This is a genomic window from Achromobacter sp. RW408 (assembly GCF_003184165.1).
GTDB lineage: Bacteria > Pseudomonadota > Gammaproteobacteria > Burkholderiales > Burkholderiaceae_B > Achromobacter > Achromobacter xylosoxidans.
The window spans coordinates 796,497-812,938 of record NZ_QHHO01000049.1 but is presented as its reverse complement, the minus strand read 5'-3'; the positions used below and the strand labels follow the sequence as shown (position 1 = coordinate 812,938).

Below are 16,442 nucleotides of genomic sequence, written 5' to 3'. Positions count from 1 at the left end.
GGTTCAGGCCGCCTTGGCCGCGGCGGGACGCAGCAGCCATTCCGCGCCCATCAACAGGCCCATCAGCACGTAGCTGATGGCGCCGTTGTAGGCGGTCCACCAGCTCCATGGGCCCCAGGCGGCGAGCATCGCCGCGACCGTGCCGTTGATGGCGAAAAAGCCGCACCAGACCCGGGTGACCGCGCGCGTGTAGCGCACCCCGGCGGGGGGCAGGTCGGGGTGGCGCAGGCGCGCCAGGCGTTCGACCACGGGGCGCCCGCGATGCAGGCTGGCGCCAAAGAGGACCAGCAGCATGCCGTTGACCATGACCGGATACCAGCGCAGCCAGTCCGGCGAATTGGTCGCCGCCAGCACCACGCAGAACGCGACCGCGGCCAGCGGCAGCAGGCGCCCGCCCGGTTCGCCGCCGCGTCCGGCCGCCAGGCCTCGCGCCAGCCACAGCAGGGCCAACGGCAGCGCCAGCCAGGCCGCGCTGACCCGCCCCAGCGTCGCATACACGACGAAGGGATAGGCCAGGCCCGCCACGGCCAGCACGCACGCCACCCCGCGTTTCATGCGTCGGCGTCCTGTTGCTGCTTCTGGTACATGGCCTGCACCACGTCGTCGACGGTACGGACGCTGCGAAAATCGTTGGCGTCGAGCTTGCGGCCGGTCTTGCGGCGCACCTGGTCGATCAGGTCGATGGCGTCGATGCTGTCGATCTGGAGGTCGGTGTACAGGTTGGCCTGCGGCGTGATGCGTTCGAGCTCGACCTCGAACAACTCGTTGAGCGTATCGCGCAGCGTGTTGTAGATTTCCTCGCGGGTCTGCATAGTCAATTCCATTGGCTCAGTTGCGGCGCTGCGCCGCGACGAATTCGGCCAGGTTGGCGATGCTGGCGAAGTGCTCGCGCATATTGCGCGTTTCGGGGTCGATGCTGATGCCATAGCGCTTTTGCAGCGCCAATCCCAGTTCCAGCGCGTCCACCGAGTCCAGGCCCAGTCCGTCGCCGAACAGGTTGGCCTCGCGATCGATGTCGTCGGGGCCGATATCTTCCAGCCCCAGCGATTCGATGACGAGCGTCTTGAGCTCAGTTTCCAGTTGATTCATCCCGTTCGGGCTCCACTTGCGGCGCTTGTTGCGCGTGTTCGTTGTCGGGCCCGGCGGCGGGCCCAGGGGCGCCGGCCGCCGCGGCGGGTCGCGTCAGCTCGGCTTCGAAATAGGCATGCAGATAATCGTTCATCCTGCGTCCGGCGATCGGCAGCGGATGCGCATCGGACCAGGTGGCCGGATCGAGGTCCTCGCCCACCTGGATGGTGTATCGCATGCGGCAGGGCGGGATGCGATACCAGGGTTCGCCCTTGGTCAGGCTGCGCGGATTCATGCGGATCACCACCGGCGTCACCACGCGCGCGCCGCGCAGCGCGATGGCGCAGGCGCCGCGATGAAAGCGCGGCAGGCTGTCGGGCGGGGTGCGGGTGCCTTCCGGGAACACGATCAGGGTCTCGCCAGCGCGCAGCACGGCGGCGGCGCGGTCGAACATGTCGAAGCTCTCGTCGTTGGTGATATAGCCGGCGCTGCGGATGGGGCCGCGCATGAACGGATTGCGCGCCAGGCCGTGCTTGACGATGCAATTGGCGTTGCCGACGTGCCCCACTAGGAACACCACGTCCAGCAGGGACGGGTGGTTGGCCAGGATCATCTGGCCGGGACGGCCCAGGCGCTCGGCGCCCTTGAATTCGACCGTCAGGATGCCGACCCGCACCATGAAGCGGATGAAGCAGCGGAAGGTGCCGTTGAGCGCCCGGCGCGCGCGGCGCTGGCGATCGGCGGCGCTGCCGGGAATCAGCCGTTGCGGCGGAAACACCAGCAGCCGCAGCAGCAATCCGCCCACGCCGAACAACGTAAAGGCCATGCCGGTGGCGAACAGGCGCCACAGCCAGAAATCCTGGCGCGCTTGGGGGGCGGCGGGCGTCATGCCGAGCGGGTCCAGAGCCAGTGGCGGCCGCGGTTGGCGTGCAGCCAGCGCGGCGTGCGCAGCGCCAGGTGGCGCAGCAGGTTCAGCGCGTTGGGCCAGCCGGGCGCCGCGCTGTCCGCGGCCGTGCCGCCCGGGCACGAGGCCGGGTCGGCGCTGTTTTCGAGCCGCCAGTCGCACCCCGCGCGCAGGCGAAAGGCCGCCGCGTAGGAAAAGGGCACGTCATCGATCCATGGCGAATAGGGCGCTGGCGGGCGTTCTTCGGCCAGCACCACCAGCACGTTGTCGTGGCCTTCGGCCAGCAGCAGGCCGGCCTCCAGGAACGCGAGTTCCAGCCCGTCTTCCTCGGCCGACAGCGCGACCGACTCGTCGGTTTCGCGGCGTATGATGGACCACTGTCCGGCGATGGCGTTGTGCACCGACAGGCCGAACGCGGTGGGCGACAACGGCTCGCCGGCCGCCAGCGCCTGCAGCAGGCCGAAACTGCGGGTGGTCTCGCCGTGCCGCGATGCGAATACCAGCGGCATGGGCGGCTGGCCGGCGGCCACCGGCCAGGCGCACTCGAATACCGCGCGCGCCATCGGGCTGAGCCGGCGGCGCTGCATCGGCGGCAGGAATTCGAGGCGCGGCGGGCTGGGTTCACCAACGGGACAATAAGGATGTTCAGCCCAGTGCAGCCAGCTGCCCGCGTCTTGCATACCCGATGTCCAACCCTGCCATTGCGCGATGGAGAAGGTCAACATAGCGCGCGATCTTACACCGATCGCAAACCCTGAAATTATTCAAAAACGTCACTAAAAAACTTAATTTGTCCCTTATTTTGGTTTTTCCTGATCGACGTGCAGCCCGACCGCATTGACGCCAGCCGGCTCTCCCTTTCCTTGTGGTGGGCCGACGAAGGCGCGGCCGGCGCGTATCGGCCCCAGGCCCTGTCGCCCGAGGATGCCGCGCGCGCCGCGGCCATACGCTCGCCCAAGGCAACCCGCGACTGGCGGGTCAGCCGCGCATTGCTGCAGTGCGTGCGGGAGGCGATGCCGGCGCCGCATACGCTGTCGCTCAGCCACAGCGGCGGCCGCGCCCTGTGCGCGCGGGCGCCGGCGGACTGGGCCGTGGGGGTCGACCTGGAACGGATGCGGCCGCGCGCCACGGCCGCCCTGGCCGACTGGATCTGCGACGAGCCCGAACGGGCCTGGTTGCGGCAGGCGGACGGCGCCGTCCGGCTCGAGCGCTTCTACCTGTTGTGGACCCTCAAGGAAGCCTTTGTGAAAGCGGCCGGCCTGGATTTTCCGGCGGACATGGCCGCTGCCGGCCTGGCGCCGGACGCGTCGGGGCAGGTGGAGCTGCGGCCCCCGCCCGGCCACTGGAACGCGGCGGCCTGGCGGTTGGGCGCCGACTGGATGGCGGCGGCCGTGTGGCGCGCCGACAGCGGCGGGGCGACGCGCATCGAGTGGCGCGCGGCGCTCTCCTGCGCATGGCCCGAACGGCGCGAATTGGGCCGCTGGGCGGGGCGCGGCGCTTGAGCGCACGGGCGGATTTTGTGCGCCGCACTTAAATATGTATTATTAATGCATGTTTAAAAAAGGATGGCTTCGGCGCCATCCGCAGCGCAAGGAGCAGTCGATGTTGAGCCCGCAAATCCGCGCCCTGGTCAAAGCCACGGCCCCGGTCCTGAAAACCCATGGCGTGGCGCTGACCCGCCATTTCTATGCCCGCATGTTCCAGCACAATCCGGAACTCAAGCACGTCTTCAACCAGGGCCACCAGGCGGGCGGCGAGCAGCAGCAGGCGCTGGCCGGCGCGGTCGCGGCCTACGCCGAGCACATCGACGATCCCTCGGTGCTGGCGCCGGTGGTGACGCGCATCGTCCACAAGCATGTCAGCCTGGGCATCCGGCCCGAACACTACCCGATCGTGGGCAAGCACCTGCTGGCGTCGATCCGCGAGGTGCTGGGCGAGGCCGCCACCGATGAGCTGGTCGACGCCTGGGCCGCCGCTTATGGACAGCTGGCCGACATGTTGATCGCCGAAGAGGCGCGCCTGTATGTGGACTCGGCTACCAAGCCGGGTGGCTGGACCGGCTGGCGCGCCTTTCGCGTGGTCGGCAAGCAGCCCGAAAGCGCCGAGATCACCTCGTTCTACCTGGCGCCCGCCGACGGCGGCGAGGTCCCGGCGTATCGCCCCGGCCAATATGTGTCGGTGCGGGTCTACGTGCCCGAACTGGGCCTGATGCAGCCGCGCCAGTACAGCCTGTCGGACGCGCCCGGCCAGGGCCGGCTGCGGATTTCCGTCAAGCGCGAGGCGGGCGGCGCGCAGAACCCGGCCGGGCGCGTGTCCAACGCGCTGCACGACCATCTGCAGGAAGGCGGGGTGCTGGACGTGGCGCCGCCGCAGGGCGATTTCCACCTGCGCGAGGACAGTGACGCGCCCGTGGTGCTGCTCAGCGGCGGAGTGGGGCTGACCCCCATGGTTTCCATCCTGAACCACCTGGTGGCAACCGACGATCCCCGCCAGATCCGCTTCGTGCACGGCTGTCGCAACAACGCGGTGCACGCCATGAAAGACCACGTCAACACCATCGCCGCGAGCCGCGGCAACGTGCGCAAGGCGGTGTTCTACGAAGAGGTCGGCAGCGGCGACCGCAAGGGCCACGATTACGACCACAGCGGCCGCGTCGACCTGAACGCCATCCGCGACGAGGCCATCGTGCCGGGCGCCGACTACTACCTGTGCGGCCCGTCGGGCTTCATGCGGGCCCAGCGCGAAACGCTGCTGGCGCTGGGCGTGGCGCCCGAGCGGATCCACGCCGAGGCCTTCGGCAGCGGCGGCGCGCCGGCCTGACCGGTGTATCCTGGCGGCCATGCAACTGACCCGATTCACCGACTTCGGCCTGCGGGTACTGATGTACCTGACGCAGTGCCGCGACCGGCCCGCGGCGGTCACCATCCCGGAGATCGCCGCGCGCTTCGACCTGTCGCGCAACCACCTGGTCAAGGTGGTGCACTTCATGTCGCAGCGCGGCTGGGTCAGCACGGCGCGCGGCAAGGGCGGCGGGCTGGCGCTGGCGCGCCCGGCCGCTGATTACCGCCTGGGCGACCTGGTGCGTGAACTGGAGCAGCAGGGGCCGCTGATCGACTGCCGCGAACCGCCCTGTGCGCTGGACGGCGCCTGCCGCCTGTCGGGGGTGCTGGCGCAGACCCTGCAGGCGTTCTACGAGGCGCTCAACGGCTATTCCCTGGCCGACCTGGTGCGCGATCCGACCGCCGCCGCCATCATCAAGCTGCACCGCGCCGCCTGATGGCCGCGCCGACTGCGGCGCCGGCCGGCGTAGCCCGGCCGTGACGCCAGCCCCCGAGGGTCGGGGCCATGACGCCGGACCATGAGGGCGGGTTATGGGTGCTGGGCCTTTGGTGATTTGCGATCATCCGTCCCCCGCCTCAGAATAAGACCGTTGCCATTTTCTTATTTGGATGCAGGGTATGCGCGTTTGCGTAATCGGTGCCGGAGTCGTGGGCGTCACCTCCGCGTACTTCCTGGCGCGCCAGGGCCATGACGTCGTGCTGGTCGACAGCCACGCCCATCCGGCCGAGGTGTCCAGCTACGCCAATGGCGGCCAGCTCAGCTACAGCTATGTCGCGCCGCTGGCCGGGCCGGGCGTGCTGCCCAGCGTGCCAGGCTGGCTGCTGCGCGAGGATTCGCCGCTGCGCTTCCGGCCGCGGCTCGATCCCCACCAGTGGCGCTGGTGCCTGAGTTTCGCGCTGGCCTGCCGCGCATCGGTGGCGCGCGAGTCCACCGCGCAATTGCAGGCGCTGTCGTTCCTCAGCCGCGATGCCATGCATGCGTTGCTGGAGCAGGAAAGCCTGGAATTCGGCCATCTCAGGAACGGCAAGCTGATCGCCTACCGCAGCCCGGCCTTGCTGGACAAGGCGCGCGCGCTGGTGGCGTACCAGGCCGCCCATGGCGCCGAACAACAGGTGCTGGACGCCGCCCAGACGCTGGCGCGCGAGCCGGCGCTGGCCGGCATGGGCGCCAGCCTGGCCGGCGCCATCTACACCCCCAGCGAAGAGGCGGGCGACTGCCGCCAGTTCACGCTGGCGCTGTTCGAGCGGCTGCGCGGCCTGTCCAACGTGCAGTGCGCCATGTCCAACCCCGTCGCCGGCCTGCAACGCGAAGGCCGCCGCATCGTCGCCGTGCGCACGCAAGAGGGCGATATCGGCGCCGACGCCGTGGTGCTGGCCACCGGCATCGGCACGCGCGCGCTGCTGCGGCCGCTGGGACACGATGTGCCGCTCTATCCGCTCAAGGGCTACAGCCTGACCGTGCCGCTGGCCGATGACGATGCCGTGGCGCCGCGCATCAGCGTCACCGACTACGAACGCCGCATCGTCTACGCGCGGGTCGGCGGCGTATTGCGCATTGCCGCCATGGTGGACATCGGCAGCGAAGGCGCGCAGATCGATCCGGCCCGCATCGCGCTGCTCAAGCGCCAGGTGCGCGAGGCCTTTCCGGCGCTGGACCTGGAGCAGGCCATTCCCTGGGCCGGACTGCGCCCGGCCACGCCCACCGGCAAGCCGCTGATCGGGCGCAGCCCGGCGGCCGACAACCTGTGGCTCAATATCGGCCAGGGCGCGCTGGGATTCACGCTGGCCTGCGGCAGCGCCGCGCTCCTGACCGCGCAGATGGACGGGCTGGAGGCGCCGCTGGACGCGCTGCCCTTCCGGCCCTGATCGCGGGCTGTCCCTTTTGCGATGGTTGCTGCCTATTCATCGGCAGACGGGCGCTTCACCGCTCAATAGGATATCGGCCATCCGCCCCTGCGCCCCGCGCGCGGGCGGTGGCCGATTCCCATTTCCGCGAGTGACCCCATCATGTCCTACCTGTTTCCATTGTTCGCCATTCTGTTCTGGGCGGGCAATGTCATCGTTTCCAAGATGGCGGCCAGCGCCATCTCGCCCACCGCCATCACGTTCTACCGCCTGATCCTGGCGCTGGCGATCATGGGGCTGTTCACGGCCGTGCCGGTGTGGCGCAACCGCAAGACCATCCTGCGCCACTGGCCCAAGCTGGCGCTGTATGGCGCCCTGTCGTCGGCGGTGTTCCAGGCGCTGTCGTACCGCGCCGCCGAAACCACCACCGCCACCAACATGGCCATCCTGACCGCGCTGATCCCGCTGCTCAGCATGCTGCTGAGCGTGGTCATCCTGCGCGATCCGCTGACCCTGGGCATGGCGGCCGGCGGCGCGCTGTCGTTCCTGGGCCTGCTGTATCTGGTGGGGCAGGGCGACATGCTGAGCGTCTTCCAGCATGGCATCCACGTCGGCGACGGCCTGATGCTGATGGCAGCCTTCTCCTATGCGCTCTATGGCGTGCTGCTGCGCCACTGGAAGGTGCCGGTGCCGGCCTGGCAATCGACCTTCGTGCAGTCGATCTTCGCGCTGCTGTACATGCTGCCGTTGTACCTGCGGGTGCCGGCCGCGCAGGCGGCGCTGGACATGAAGACGATTCCGCTGATCCTGTACGCCGGCATTTTTTCGTCGGTGCTGCTGTCGTTCCTGTGGATCGAGGGCGTGCATCGCCTGGGGCCGAACCGCTGCAGCATCTTCATCAACCTGCTGCCGCTGTTCACCGCGCTGGCCGCGTTCGTGCTGCTGCGCGAGCAGCTGCGTTCGTATCACCTGCTGGGCGGCGCCGTGACACTGGCGGGCGTGCTGTTGGCGCAGACGGTGCAGCGGCCGCTGTTCGGCCAGGGCCGCGCCGCCGCGCAGGCCTGCGGCAAGGCGTGACGGGCGCCGGCGCGGTTCACTCCCGTTCAAGACGGGGCGGGGGCGGCGCCGCATAGTGGCTCTCTTTGACCGGAGAGCCCATGAGCCTTTTCCAGAAAACCGCCATTGCGCTGGCGCGCAGTCCGGGCGCGGGCCGCGCCATGCGCGCCCTGGCCACGCGCAGCTCGCTGGCGCGCCGCTTCGTCGGCGGCGCGGATATCGCCGAGGCGGTGCGCACCGCCACCCGGCTGCGCGAGGTCCACGGCATCCGCGCGTCGCTGTTCTACCTGGGCGAGTACGTGGCGGACCCCGAGGCCATCGAGCACAACACGCGGCAGGCGATGCAGGCCTGCGCCGCGCTGGGCGGCGCGGGGCTGGACGTGCATGTCTCGATCGACCCTACCGCCATCGGCTACATGCGCGACGATGCGCTGGGGCGCGAGAACGCCCGGCGCATCGCGGCGGCGGCGCGCCAGGCCGCGGGCGGCGGGCGTGACTGGGTGGTGCTGGACATGGAGGATTCGGGCCTGCGCGAGCGCACCTGCGCGCTGCACGCCGAACTGCTGCGGGACGGGCTGCCGGCCGGCCTGACGCTACAGGCGCGCCGCCGCCGCACCCTGGTCGACCTGGCCCAGGTCGTCGGCCAGCGCACCTCGTTGCGGCTGGTCAAGGGGGCGTTCCCGGAACGCGCGCTGGATCACGCGGGCCGGGCCCGTATCGACCAGGCCTACCTGGACGCGGCCACCCTCATGCTGACGCCGCGGGCGCGCGACGCCGGCTTCCTGCCGGTGTTCGGCACCCATGACGACCGCCTGGCCGGTGCCGTGATGGCGCTGGCGCGCGAGCAGGGTTGGGCCCCCGATGAGTTCGAATTCGAGATGCTTTACGGCGTGCGGCCCGATTGGCAGCTGGCGCTGCGGCGCCTGGGCTACGCGGTCAGGGTGTACCTGCCGTTCGGGGCCGACTGGTGGCCCTACGCGGTCCGCCGCGTGGGCGAAAATCCACGCAACGCCTGGTTGCTGGCGCGCTCGCTGGCCGCGGACGGCGAGTATTTCGGGTAGCCTGTCGTATTGGCCGGGCGTGCCGAGGCGGCACCCCGAGCGTTCCGGACGGGCGGTTTTTCCATGGCGGTTTCCCAACATATCTGGCATTGCGGCGCGGAGCTGCCCGGCGACGTGCTGATCGCCGACCTGCGCGCCTACCGGTACGACGCGCATTTCCACGACGCCTGGTCGATCGGCGCGATCGCGCGCGGGCGCTGCGCCTTCACGGTGCACGGCCGTCCGTTCGAGGCGGGAGAGGGCGACCTGGTGGTGATCGCCCCGGGTCAGGTGCACACCGGCGGCACCTCGGCCGGCCTGCTCGCCTACCGCATGGCATATATCGAGCCGGCCTGGTTCCAGCAGCATGCGCGGGCCCTGCGCGAGGACGGGCTGGGCCTGCCAGGGCCGGTCATCGGCGACGCGGCCTTGTGCGCGCAATGGCTGGCGGCGCTGGCCCCCGACGACACCGATGATGCGGTGCGCCGCGCCCAGTTGTCGGCGGCCCTGTTCCGGCTGCTGGCGGCGCATGGCGCGCCGGCGGGCGGGGCGGCCGAAGCAGCCGATGATGCCGGGCCGATGCCGGCCCGCTCGAGCGGCTCCGATCCCGCGGCCCCGCCGGCCCGGGCCGTTGCCGACGTCTGCGAGCTGTTGCTGCAGCGCATGCGCGCCGATCCGGCCTGCGCGCCTGATCTTGAGGCGCTGGCGCGGGCCGATGGCCGCCATCGCAGCACGCTGGTCAAGCAGTTCGCGCGCCGCTATGGCCTGCCGCCGCAGGCGTGGCTGCGCAACTGGCGGGTGGCGCGCGCCCGCGCGCTGCTGCGCGGCGGCCTGCCGCTGGCCGAGGCGGCGCTGGCCGTGGGCTTTGCCGACCAGGCCCACCTGACGCGGGTATTCAAGCAGGTGTATGGCAGCCCGCCCGGCGTGCTGCGCCGGTCCGCGGCCCGCAAGCGGGCGCAATGACATTCCTATGGATCATGTAATGGGCGATGAATGATCGGTTGAATCGGCCGATTTGGCGGGATTTAATCGACTCATGCGGTGGCTGTTCGCGCCATGTTGATTGATTGGGAGGAATGTGAAATGGATTCGCAACGCATCGCGCTGCGCGCCGCGGACGGGGTGGCGCTGGGGGGATATGCATGGCGGCACGCCGCTCCCGATCCGGCCGGGCCGCGGCCCGTGGTGGTCATCAACGCCGCCACGTCGGTGCGCTGCCGCTACTACGCGCGTTTCGCGGCCTACCTGCACCAGCACGGCTTCGACGTGCTGACCTACGACTACCGTGGCATCGGCGAATCGCGTCCCGCGTCCCTGCGCGGTTTCCAGGCATCGTGGATGGACTGGGGAGAAAAGGACTTCGAGGCGGTGCTGGGTTATGTGCGCAGCCATTTCCCCGGCCAGCCGGTGGACGTGGTGGCGCACAGCATCGGCGGTTTCGTCACCGGCCTGGCGCCCTCGGCGCGCGGGCTGCGCCGCATTTTCACCATGGGCGCCCAATACGCCTACTGGCGCGACTACGCCGCCGGGCAGCGCCTGCGCATGCTGGCCAAATGGCATGTCGTGATGCCGCTGCTGGCGGCGTGCCTGGGTTATTTTCCGGGGCGCCGGCTGGGGTGGCTGGAAGACACGCCGCGCGGCGTGGTGCGCGACTGGAGCTTCATGGGCCCGCGCTTCGAGGGCCGGGGCGGGCCGGATCACCGCGTGGCCGCCATGGCGGCGGTGACGGCGCCGATCCTGGCGCTCAGCGTCACCGATGACGAATTCGGCACCGAGGCCGCGGTCGGCCGGCTGCTGGCGTACTTCACCGGCAGCGCCCGCACCCATCTGCGCCTGGCGCCGGCTGCGCTGGGATTGGACGGGATCGGCCACTTCGCTTTTTTCCACGAGCGTTTTCGCGACACGCTGTGGCCGATCGCGCTGGGCTGGCTCAGTCGCGGCGAGCATCGTCTGGCGGGGGCGACGCCCATACGTTGTGACTGCGTGGCGTCTCTAGCCGATAGTCCGAGTATTTCCGCGTGAAGAACTCGGCGCCCAGCGTCTCGGCCGCCCGCAGCGGGTTGCGCGGATCCGCCGCGATTTCGCCGCGGCTGTTGCCGGCGCCATGGACCACGCCGACGAAATCGGCGTGGGTGTAGCGGGCGAATTCCTGCACCTGGTGCACCACGCCCAGGATCGCGCCGGGATAGGTTTCTTCGGAGGCCACGGCCAGGGCCAGCCGCTTGCCGGCCATGCGGGCCTTGACCGCCTCGGGCTCGGGGCCGCTGCCGGCGTAATGCGTGAACGAGCGATCGAAGAACGCCTTGGTCTGCGCCGACATGCCGTACCAGTAGAGCGGGGTGCAGAACAGCACGCCGTCGGCCGGCAGGAAGTGTTCCAGGAACAGCTCGGCGTAGCGGTCGTCCGGCGCGGACGCATGGCGCAGGTCGGGCAGGAATCCCTTGATGTAGTCGTCCAGGAACAGCAGGGTGGCGTTGCTGCCGGCGGCCTGCGCGCCGCGTTGGGCCGCCGCGCCGAGCGCGGCGCTGTTGCCGTCGCGGCGGGGGCTGCCGGCCAGGATCAGCAGGCGCTTGGATTGATGATCTGAATTCATGTATGGATGCCTCGGTGGGTGGAATATGTGGAACGAACAAAGGAAAATTTACGCACCCATAGGCATCGGGACAAACGATGATTTCTTGGCTAAGATGAGTTCAATTCATCTGGATGGCCTGCCATGTTCGCCTCCCTGCCGGTTACCGCCTTGCGCGCCTTCGAGGCTGCCGCGCGCTTGCGCAGCTTCAAGGCGGCCGCGGCCGAACTGTCGGTGACGCCGACCGCCGTTTCGCACCAGATCAAGGCGCTGGAGCGCCACGCCGGCGTGGCGCTGTTCGATCGCGTGCCGCAGGGCGTGCGCCTGACCGACGCCGGCGCCCGGCTGTTCGCCAGCGCGCACGGCGCCTTGCTCGACATCGCCCAGACGCTGGACGCGTTGCGGCCGGCCAGCGCGGCCGGGGCCCTGACCCTGTCCACCACCCATTCCTTCGCGGCGCTGTGGCTGGTGCCGCGGCTCGGCCGCTTCTACCAGGCGTATCCGCAGTACCAGTTGCGCCTGCAGGCGCAGGCCGAGACGATCGACCTGTTGCAGGACGCCAGCGTCGACGTGGCGATCCGCTACAGCCGCCAGCGCTATCCCATGCTGCACGCGGCCTGCACCCTGCACGAGCGTTTCGGCGTCTACGGGGCGCCCGCCGTGGTGGCGCAGGCGCGGCGCGCCCGGCCCGCGCTGGTGACCGTGCGCTGGCGCGATTCGGCGCTCTACGACGAGGGCTGGCAGCAGTGGTGCGCGGCGGCCGCGTTGCCGGCCTGGCGCAAGCCGGCGGCGGTGCACGCCTATGCGGAAGAACACTACGCCTTGCAGGCGGCCATCGCGGGGCAGGGGCTGGTGCTGGCCAGCTCCGTGATGGTCTCCGACAGCGTCGCGGCCGGCACGCTGGTGCCGCTGCGCCCCGAGGTCAGCGTGGCGGGCGCGGCCTACACTGCCCTGTGCGCGCCGGGGCGCGAGCGCCATCCTCCGGTCAAGGCGTTCCTGGCATGGCTGCGGCAGGAATTCAAATAGGGGGTATCGACATGTGGAAGAGCGTGGCGGGCATACGCGACACGGAGGGACGCGCATCGTGAACCGGTTCCATGAAATGAGCGTTTTCCTGGCGGTGGCCGAGGCGCAAGGGTTTGCCGCCGCCGCCCGCAGGCTGGCGATGTCGGCCCCCACGGTGACGCGCAGCGTCGCGGCGCTGGAGCGGCGGCTGGGCACGCTGCTGCTGGTGCGCACCACCCGCAGCCTGCGCCTGACCGAAGCCGGCGAGCGCTACGCGGCCGATTGCCGCCGCATCCTCGAGGCCGTGGAGCAGGCCGATGATGCCGCCGCCGGCGCGATGGCCGCGCCGCGCGGGTCGCTGCACATTACCGCGCCGGCGCGCTTTGGTGAACTGCATGTGATGCCGGCGGTGCTGGGCTACCTGCGCCAGCATCGCGAGGTGTCGGTGCGCGCCTTGCTGGTGGACCGCGTGGTGAACCTGCTGGACGAAGGCGTGGACGTGGCGGTGCGCATCGGCGCGCTGCCCGATTCCACGCTGACGGCGGTGCCGGTGGGGCAGGTGCGGCGCGTGGTGTGCGCCTCGCCCGAGTTCCTGCGGCGCCACGGCACGCCCGACAACCCTGACGCCCTGGCCCGTTTTTGCACCATCACCGCGGCGATGGAGGGGCGCGGCTCCCAATGGCGTTTCCTGCAGGACGGCCAGTTGCGGCGCCTGCCGCTGGAATCGCAATTGACCGTGACGTCGTTCCAGGCCGCGGTGGCGGCGGCGTGCGAAGGCTGGGGCCTGACCCAGGTGGTGTCGTACCAGGTGGCGCGCGACCTGGCCAGCGGCGCCCTGCGGGTGGTGCTGCGCGACTATGAAACCCCGCCGCTGCCGGTGCACGTGGTGTTTCCGGAGGGGCGCAAAAGCTCGGCCAAGGTGCGCAGCTTCGTCGATTTCTGCGTCCAGGCGCTGCGCCGCGACCTGGCCGCGCTGCCGGCGTGAATTCTTTCACCGGCGGCAATGGTGTCTTGCGCGGCGTGGCTGTTCACGGGCGCGCGGCGAGGGTCCAACATGAGGGCCTGTTTCCGCTTCCGAGATGCCGCCATGTCCGCCGCTCCCCTGACGTTCTACGGTTTTCCCCTGTCCGGCCATTCGCACCGCGTGGCCCTGATGCTGTCCCTGCTGGACGTGCCGCACCGCCATGTCGAGGTCGACCTGCGCGGCGGCGCGCAGAAGCGGCCTGAATTCCTGGCGCTGAACGCCTTCGGCCAGGTGCCCGTCATCGACGACAACGGCGTGGTGGTGGCCGACTCGACCGCCATCCTGGTGTACCTGTGCAAGCGTTACGGTGGCCAGGCCTGGCTGCCCGAGGACGCGGTTGGCGCGGCGGCGGTGCAGCGCTGGCTGTCGGCCGCGTCCGGTCCGCTGGCCGGCGGCCCGGCCGCGGCGCGGCTGGTGACGCTGTTCGGCGCTCCGTACGACGTGCCCGCCACGCTGGCGCGCGCCCATGCCCTGCTGGCGGTGATGGAGCGCGAACTGGCCGCCACCGCTTACCTGGCCGGCGCGGCGCCGACCATCGCCGACGTGGCCTGCTACACCTACGTGGCGCACGCGCCCGAGGGCAATGTGTCGCTGGCGGCGTATCCGCAAGTGCGCGAATGGCTGGCACGGATCGAGGCCTGGCCGCGCTTCGTGCCGATGGTCCAGTCGCCGGTCGGCCTGCGCGCCGCCTGAATGCCCGCGGCGCCACGCTGCGCAAGGAGCCGGCCATGAGCCTTCCCCCTCTCGACACCCCCGCGGCCCCGGCCGCGCCCTGGCACGCGGGCGAACGCCAGTTGCAGGCGCACATCGGCATGGCCGAGCGCATGGCGCAGGTCGGCGCCAAGGTGATCCGCGACTACATGCCGGACCAGCATCGCCTCTTTTTCGCGCAACTGCCGTTCCTGGTGGTCGGCGCCGTCGACGGGCGCGGCGATCCCTGGGCCGGGGCGCTGGAAGGCGAACCCGGTTTCGCCCTGTCGCCGGACCCCGTGACGCTGCGCGTGGCCGCCATGCCGGACGCCGACGATCCGCTGGCCGATGGCCTGGGGCCGGACCGGCCGCTGGGCCTGCTGGGAATCGAACTGCACACGCGCCGGCGCAACCGCATGAACGGACGCATCGCCGCCTGGGATGGCAAGCGTTTCGACGTGGTGGTGGCGGAATCGTTCGGCAACTGTCCGCAGTACATCCAGGCGCGCGACTTCCATTTTTCGCGATCGCCGGCGTTGCGTTTTCCCGGGCCGCCGCGCGAGCGCACGGGACTGGGCGAGGCCGACAGGGCGTTGATCGCGCGCGCCGATACGCTGTTCGTGGCGACGTACGCCGACACGGACGTGGCCGGGCGTCGCGTCGACGTCTCGCACCGGGGCGGCATGCCGGGGTTCGTGCGCATCGACGGCGACACGCTGACGATCCCGGATTTTTCCGGCAACCGCTTTTTCAACACGCTCGGCAACATGGTGCTCAATCCGCGCGCGGGGCTGCTGTTCATCGACTTCGAGCGCGGCGACGTGCTGCAGGTGTCGGGCCGCGCCGAAGTGGTGCTGGACAGCCCGGAGATCGAGACGTTCGCCGGGGCCGAACGCCTGTGGCGGGTGCACGTGCGGCGGGTGCGGTCGCGGCCGGGGGCGCTGGCCCTGCGCTGGCGCTTCGGCAACTATGCGCCGACCGCGCTGGCCACGGGGCAATGGCCGGGCGCTTCGGGGCAGGGGCGTTCCTAGGACGAAGCGGCATTCAAAGACGCCGCGCCCAGGCGCGCCATAGGGCGCCGGGCTAGGCGCGGTCGCCGCCGACGCGGCGCACGACCGTGTCGTCCGGCGCCAGCACGCGGCCGTCCTGCGCCCGGATTTCCAGGCGTTGCACCGCTTGCCCGCGCTTGCGGTCGATGAGCGTGGAGTGCGGCTCGGCGGGGCCGTAGTAGTGGTCTTCGCCCCACTGGCGCAGGCCGACGATGACGGGAAACAGCGCCTGGCCCTTTTGCGTCAGCACGTATTCCTGATAGGCGCTGCCGTCGGACGCCGGCACGGCCGCCAGGATGTCGTGCGCCACCAGGGTGCGCAGGCGGTCGCTGAGGATGTTCTTGGCCACGCCGAGGCTTTTCTGGAATTCACCGAAGCGGCGCACGCCGTCGAACGCGTCGCGCACGATCAATAGCGACCACCAGTCGCCGATGGCGTCCAGCGCGCGCGCCACCGGGCAGGCGGCGCCTTCGAGACTGGTGCGTTTGACCATATCGTCCTGACCTTTGCCGACGTTCGCGGCGGGGGGAATTGCGAATTTTTGGTTGCATTATAAAACCTGTGCGCCTAGCATTCTGGTTTCGTTATAAAACCATTTGAGGCCGTCATGCCTGACCGATCCGATTCATCCGCGGCGCCTGCCGCCGCCATTGCTCCAACCGAATCCGCCGCGCCCCTGCCCACCGCCGTGGTGCTGCTGCTGGCCGTGGCCTGCGCGGTGAGCGTGGCCAACGTGTACTACGCGCAGCCCCTGCTCGACGCCATGGGGCGCGAGTTCGGCCTGGACGAGGCCGCGGTGGGCATCATCGTCACCGCCACCCAGCTCGGCAGCGCGCTGGCGCTGTTGCTGGTGGTGCCGCTGGGCGACCTGCTGGACCGCCGCCGCCTGATGCTGGCGCAGTTGGGGCTGCTGGTCATGGCGCTGGTGGTGGTGGCGGCGGCGTCCGCCGCGCCCTGGCTGTTGGCCGGCATGCTGGGGCTGGGCCTGCTCGGCACCGCCATGACGCAGGGCCTGCTGGCCCTGTCGGCGGCGCTGGCGGCCCCGGCCGAACGCGGGCGCGTGGTGGGCGCGGCGCAGGGCGGGGTGGTGATCGGCCTGCTGCTGGCGCGCACGCTGGCCGGCGCCGTGGCCGACCTGTGGGGCTGGCGCGCGGTCTACCTGGTGTCCGCCGGCCTGGCGGCGGCGCTGGCGCTGGCGCTGAACCTGTGGCTGCCGCGCCGCGCGTTGCCGACGGCCAACCTGCGCTATGGCGCGCTGCTGCGTTCGCTGTTCACGCTGCTGGCGACCGAACGGGTATTGCAGGTGCGCGGCATGATCGCGCTGTTGATGTTCGCCGTCTTCAGCGCCT

The 16,442-nt window shown here is 70.4% G+C and carries 20 protein-coding genes; 13 read left to right on the top strand and 7 right to left on the bottom strand.

Translation table 11 applies throughout. The features are described 5' to 3' along the window. Nucleotides 1-3 precede the first annotated feature (3 nt). The 5 genes from DK459_RS23230 to DK459_RS23210 are packed head-to-tail and all read right to left on the bottom strand — an operon-like array spanning nt 4 to nt 2,697. Complete coding sequence (locus DK459_RS23230; RefSeq protein ID WP_024068450.1) at nt 4-555, bottom strand: hypothetical protein; 552 nt, start codon at nt 553-555, stop codon at nt 4-6. After that, nucleotides 552-812, bottom strand: a complete 261-nt coding sequence (locus DK459_RS23225) for an acyl carrier protein (protein WP_006384537.1) — start codon at nt 810-812, stop codon at nt 552-554. Before DK459_RS23225 ends, DK459_RS23230 begins: the two co-directional genes overlap by 4 nt. A gap of 16 nt (nt 813-828) precedes the next feature. Then, nucleotides 829-1,089: a phosphopantetheine-binding protein gene (locus DK459_RS23220; RefSeq protein ID WP_006384538.1), complete on the bottom strand. Its 261-nt coding sequence runs from the start codon at nt 1,087-1,089 to the stop codon at nt 829-831. Further along, entirely contained in the window at nt 1,070-1,957 is an 888-nt protein-coding gene (locus tag DK459_RS23215; protein WP_006384539.1) for a 1-acyl-sn-glycerol-3-phosphate acyltransferase, read from the bottom strand. Before DK459_RS23215 ends, DK459_RS23220 begins: the two co-directional genes overlap by 20 nt. Continuing rightward, entirely contained in the window at nt 1,954-2,697 is a 744-nt protein-coding gene (locus DK459_RS23210; RefSeq protein WP_054515858.1) for a beta-ketoacyl synthase chain length factor, read from the bottom strand. Before DK459_RS23210 ends, DK459_RS23215 begins: the two co-directional genes overlap by 4 nt. Nucleotides 2,698-2,793: 96 nt before the next feature. On the opposite strand from DK459_RS23210, the gene DK459_RS23205 reads away from it, so the two are divergent. The 8 genes from DK459_RS23205 (at nt 2,794) to DK459_RS23170 (ending at nt 10,775) form a co-directional block, all read left to right on the top strand. Beyond that, on the top strand, nt 2,794-3,474 hold the full coding sequence (locus tag DK459_RS23205) for a 4'-phosphopantetheinyl transferase superfamily protein (protein WP_020927099.1): 681 nt from the start codon (nt 2,794-2,796) through the stop codon (nt 3,472-3,474). 100 nt (nt 3,475-3,574) lie between these two features. Beyond that, nucleotides 3,575-4,792, top strand: a complete 1,218-nt coding sequence (gene hmpA / locus DK459_RS23200; RefSeq protein ID WP_035181312.1) for an NO-inducible flavohemoprotein — start codon at nt 3,575-3,577, stop codon at nt 4,790-4,792. Nucleotides 4,793-4,811: 19 nt separating this feature from the next. Further along, nucleotides 4,812-5,249, top strand: coding sequence for an Rrf2 family transcriptional regulator (locus DK459_RS23195; protein WP_006384382.1), 438 nt, complete (start codon nt 4,812-4,814; stop codon nt 5,247-5,249). Between the two features lie 181 nt (nt 5,250-5,430). Continuing rightward, nucleotides 5,431-6,678, top strand: a complete 1,248-nt coding sequence (locus DK459_RS23190) for a D-amino acid dehydrogenase (protein ID WP_053498962.1) — start codon at nt 5,431-5,433, stop codon at nt 6,676-6,678. A gap of 141 nt (nt 6,679-6,819) precedes the next feature. Then, nucleotides 6,820-7,734, top strand: coding sequence for a DMT family transporter (locus DK459_RS23185; RefSeq protein ID WP_053498960.1), 915 nt, complete (start codon nt 6,820-6,822; stop codon nt 7,732-7,734). An 80-nt stretch (nt 7,735-7,814) separates the two neighbouring features. Beyond that, complete coding sequence (locus DK459_RS23180) at nt 7,815-8,774, top strand: proline dehydrogenase family protein (protein ID WP_024068455.1); 960 nt, start codon at nt 7,815-7,817, stop codon at nt 8,772-8,774. Between the two features lie 63 nt (nt 8,775-8,837). Next, entirely contained in the window at nt 8,838-9,716 is an 879-nt protein-coding gene (locus tag DK459_RS23175; RefSeq protein WP_110135093.1) for an AraC family transcriptional regulator, read from the top strand. A gap of 120 nt (nt 9,717-9,836) precedes the next feature. Then, a complete protein-coding gene (locus DK459_RS23170) occupies nt 9,837-10,775 on the top strand; it encodes an alpha/beta fold hydrolase (RefSeq protein ID WP_024068457.1) in 939 nt (312 codons plus the stop codon). On the opposite strand, the gene DK459_RS23165 is transcribed toward DK459_RS23170, so the two are convergent. Then, nucleotides 10,684-11,346 (bottom strand): flavodoxin family protein, encoded by a 663-nt coding sequence (locus DK459_RS23165; protein ID WP_006384388.1) that lies wholly within the window; start codon nt 11,344-11,346, stop codon nt 10,684-10,686. The genes DK459_RS23170 and DK459_RS23165 overlap by 92 nt on opposite strands. 123 nt (nt 11,347-11,469) lie before the next feature. On the opposite strand from DK459_RS23165, the gene DK459_RS23160 reads away from it, so the two are divergent. The 4 genes from DK459_RS23160 to DK459_RS23145 all read left to right on the top strand — a co-directional run bounded on the left by DK459_RS23160 (nt 11,470) and on the right by DK459_RS23145 (nt 15,075). Then, complete coding sequence (locus DK459_RS23160; RefSeq protein ID WP_024068458.1) at nt 11,470-12,351, top strand: LysR substrate-binding domain-containing protein; 882 nt, start codon at nt 11,470-11,472, stop codon at nt 12,349-12,351. Between the two features lie 76 nt (nt 12,352-12,427). Beyond that, nucleotides 12,428-13,315 carry a LysR family transcriptional regulator gene (locus DK459_RS23155; protein WP_081398524.1) on the top strand — a complete coding sequence of 296 codons (888 nt, stop codon included), beginning with the start codon at nt 12,428-12,430 and terminating at the stop codon, nt 13,313-13,315. 102 nt (nt 13,316-13,417) lie between these two features. Continuing rightward, complete coding sequence (locus tag DK459_RS23150; protein ID WP_049052271.1) at nt 13,418-14,047, top strand: glutathione S-transferase family protein; 630 nt, start codon at nt 13,418-13,420, stop codon at nt 14,045-14,047. Nucleotides 14,048-14,082: 35 nt separating this feature from the next. Then, the gene (locus DK459_RS23145) at nt 14,083-15,075 is read left to right on the top strand and encodes a pyridoxamine 5'-phosphate oxidase family protein (RefSeq protein WP_110135092.1); all 993 of its coding nucleotides are present in this window, start codon (nt 14,083-14,085) and stop codon (nt 15,073-15,075) included. 52 nt (nt 15,076-15,127) lie between these two features. Here DK459_RS23145 and DK459_RS23140 read toward each other — a convergent pair whose 3' ends face one another. Continuing rightward, nucleotides 15,128-15,586: a helix-turn-helix domain-containing protein gene (locus DK459_RS23140; protein WP_006384392.1), complete on the bottom strand. Its 459-nt coding sequence runs from the start codon at nt 15,584-15,586 to the stop codon at nt 15,128-15,130. A gap of 114 nt (nt 15,587-15,700) precedes the next feature. Here DK459_RS23140 and DK459_RS23135 point away from each other — a divergent pair. After that, the coding region (locus tag DK459_RS23135) for an MFS transporter (RefSeq protein ID WP_146221925.1) at nt 15,701-16,442 on the top strand (742 nt) is incomplete at its 3' end.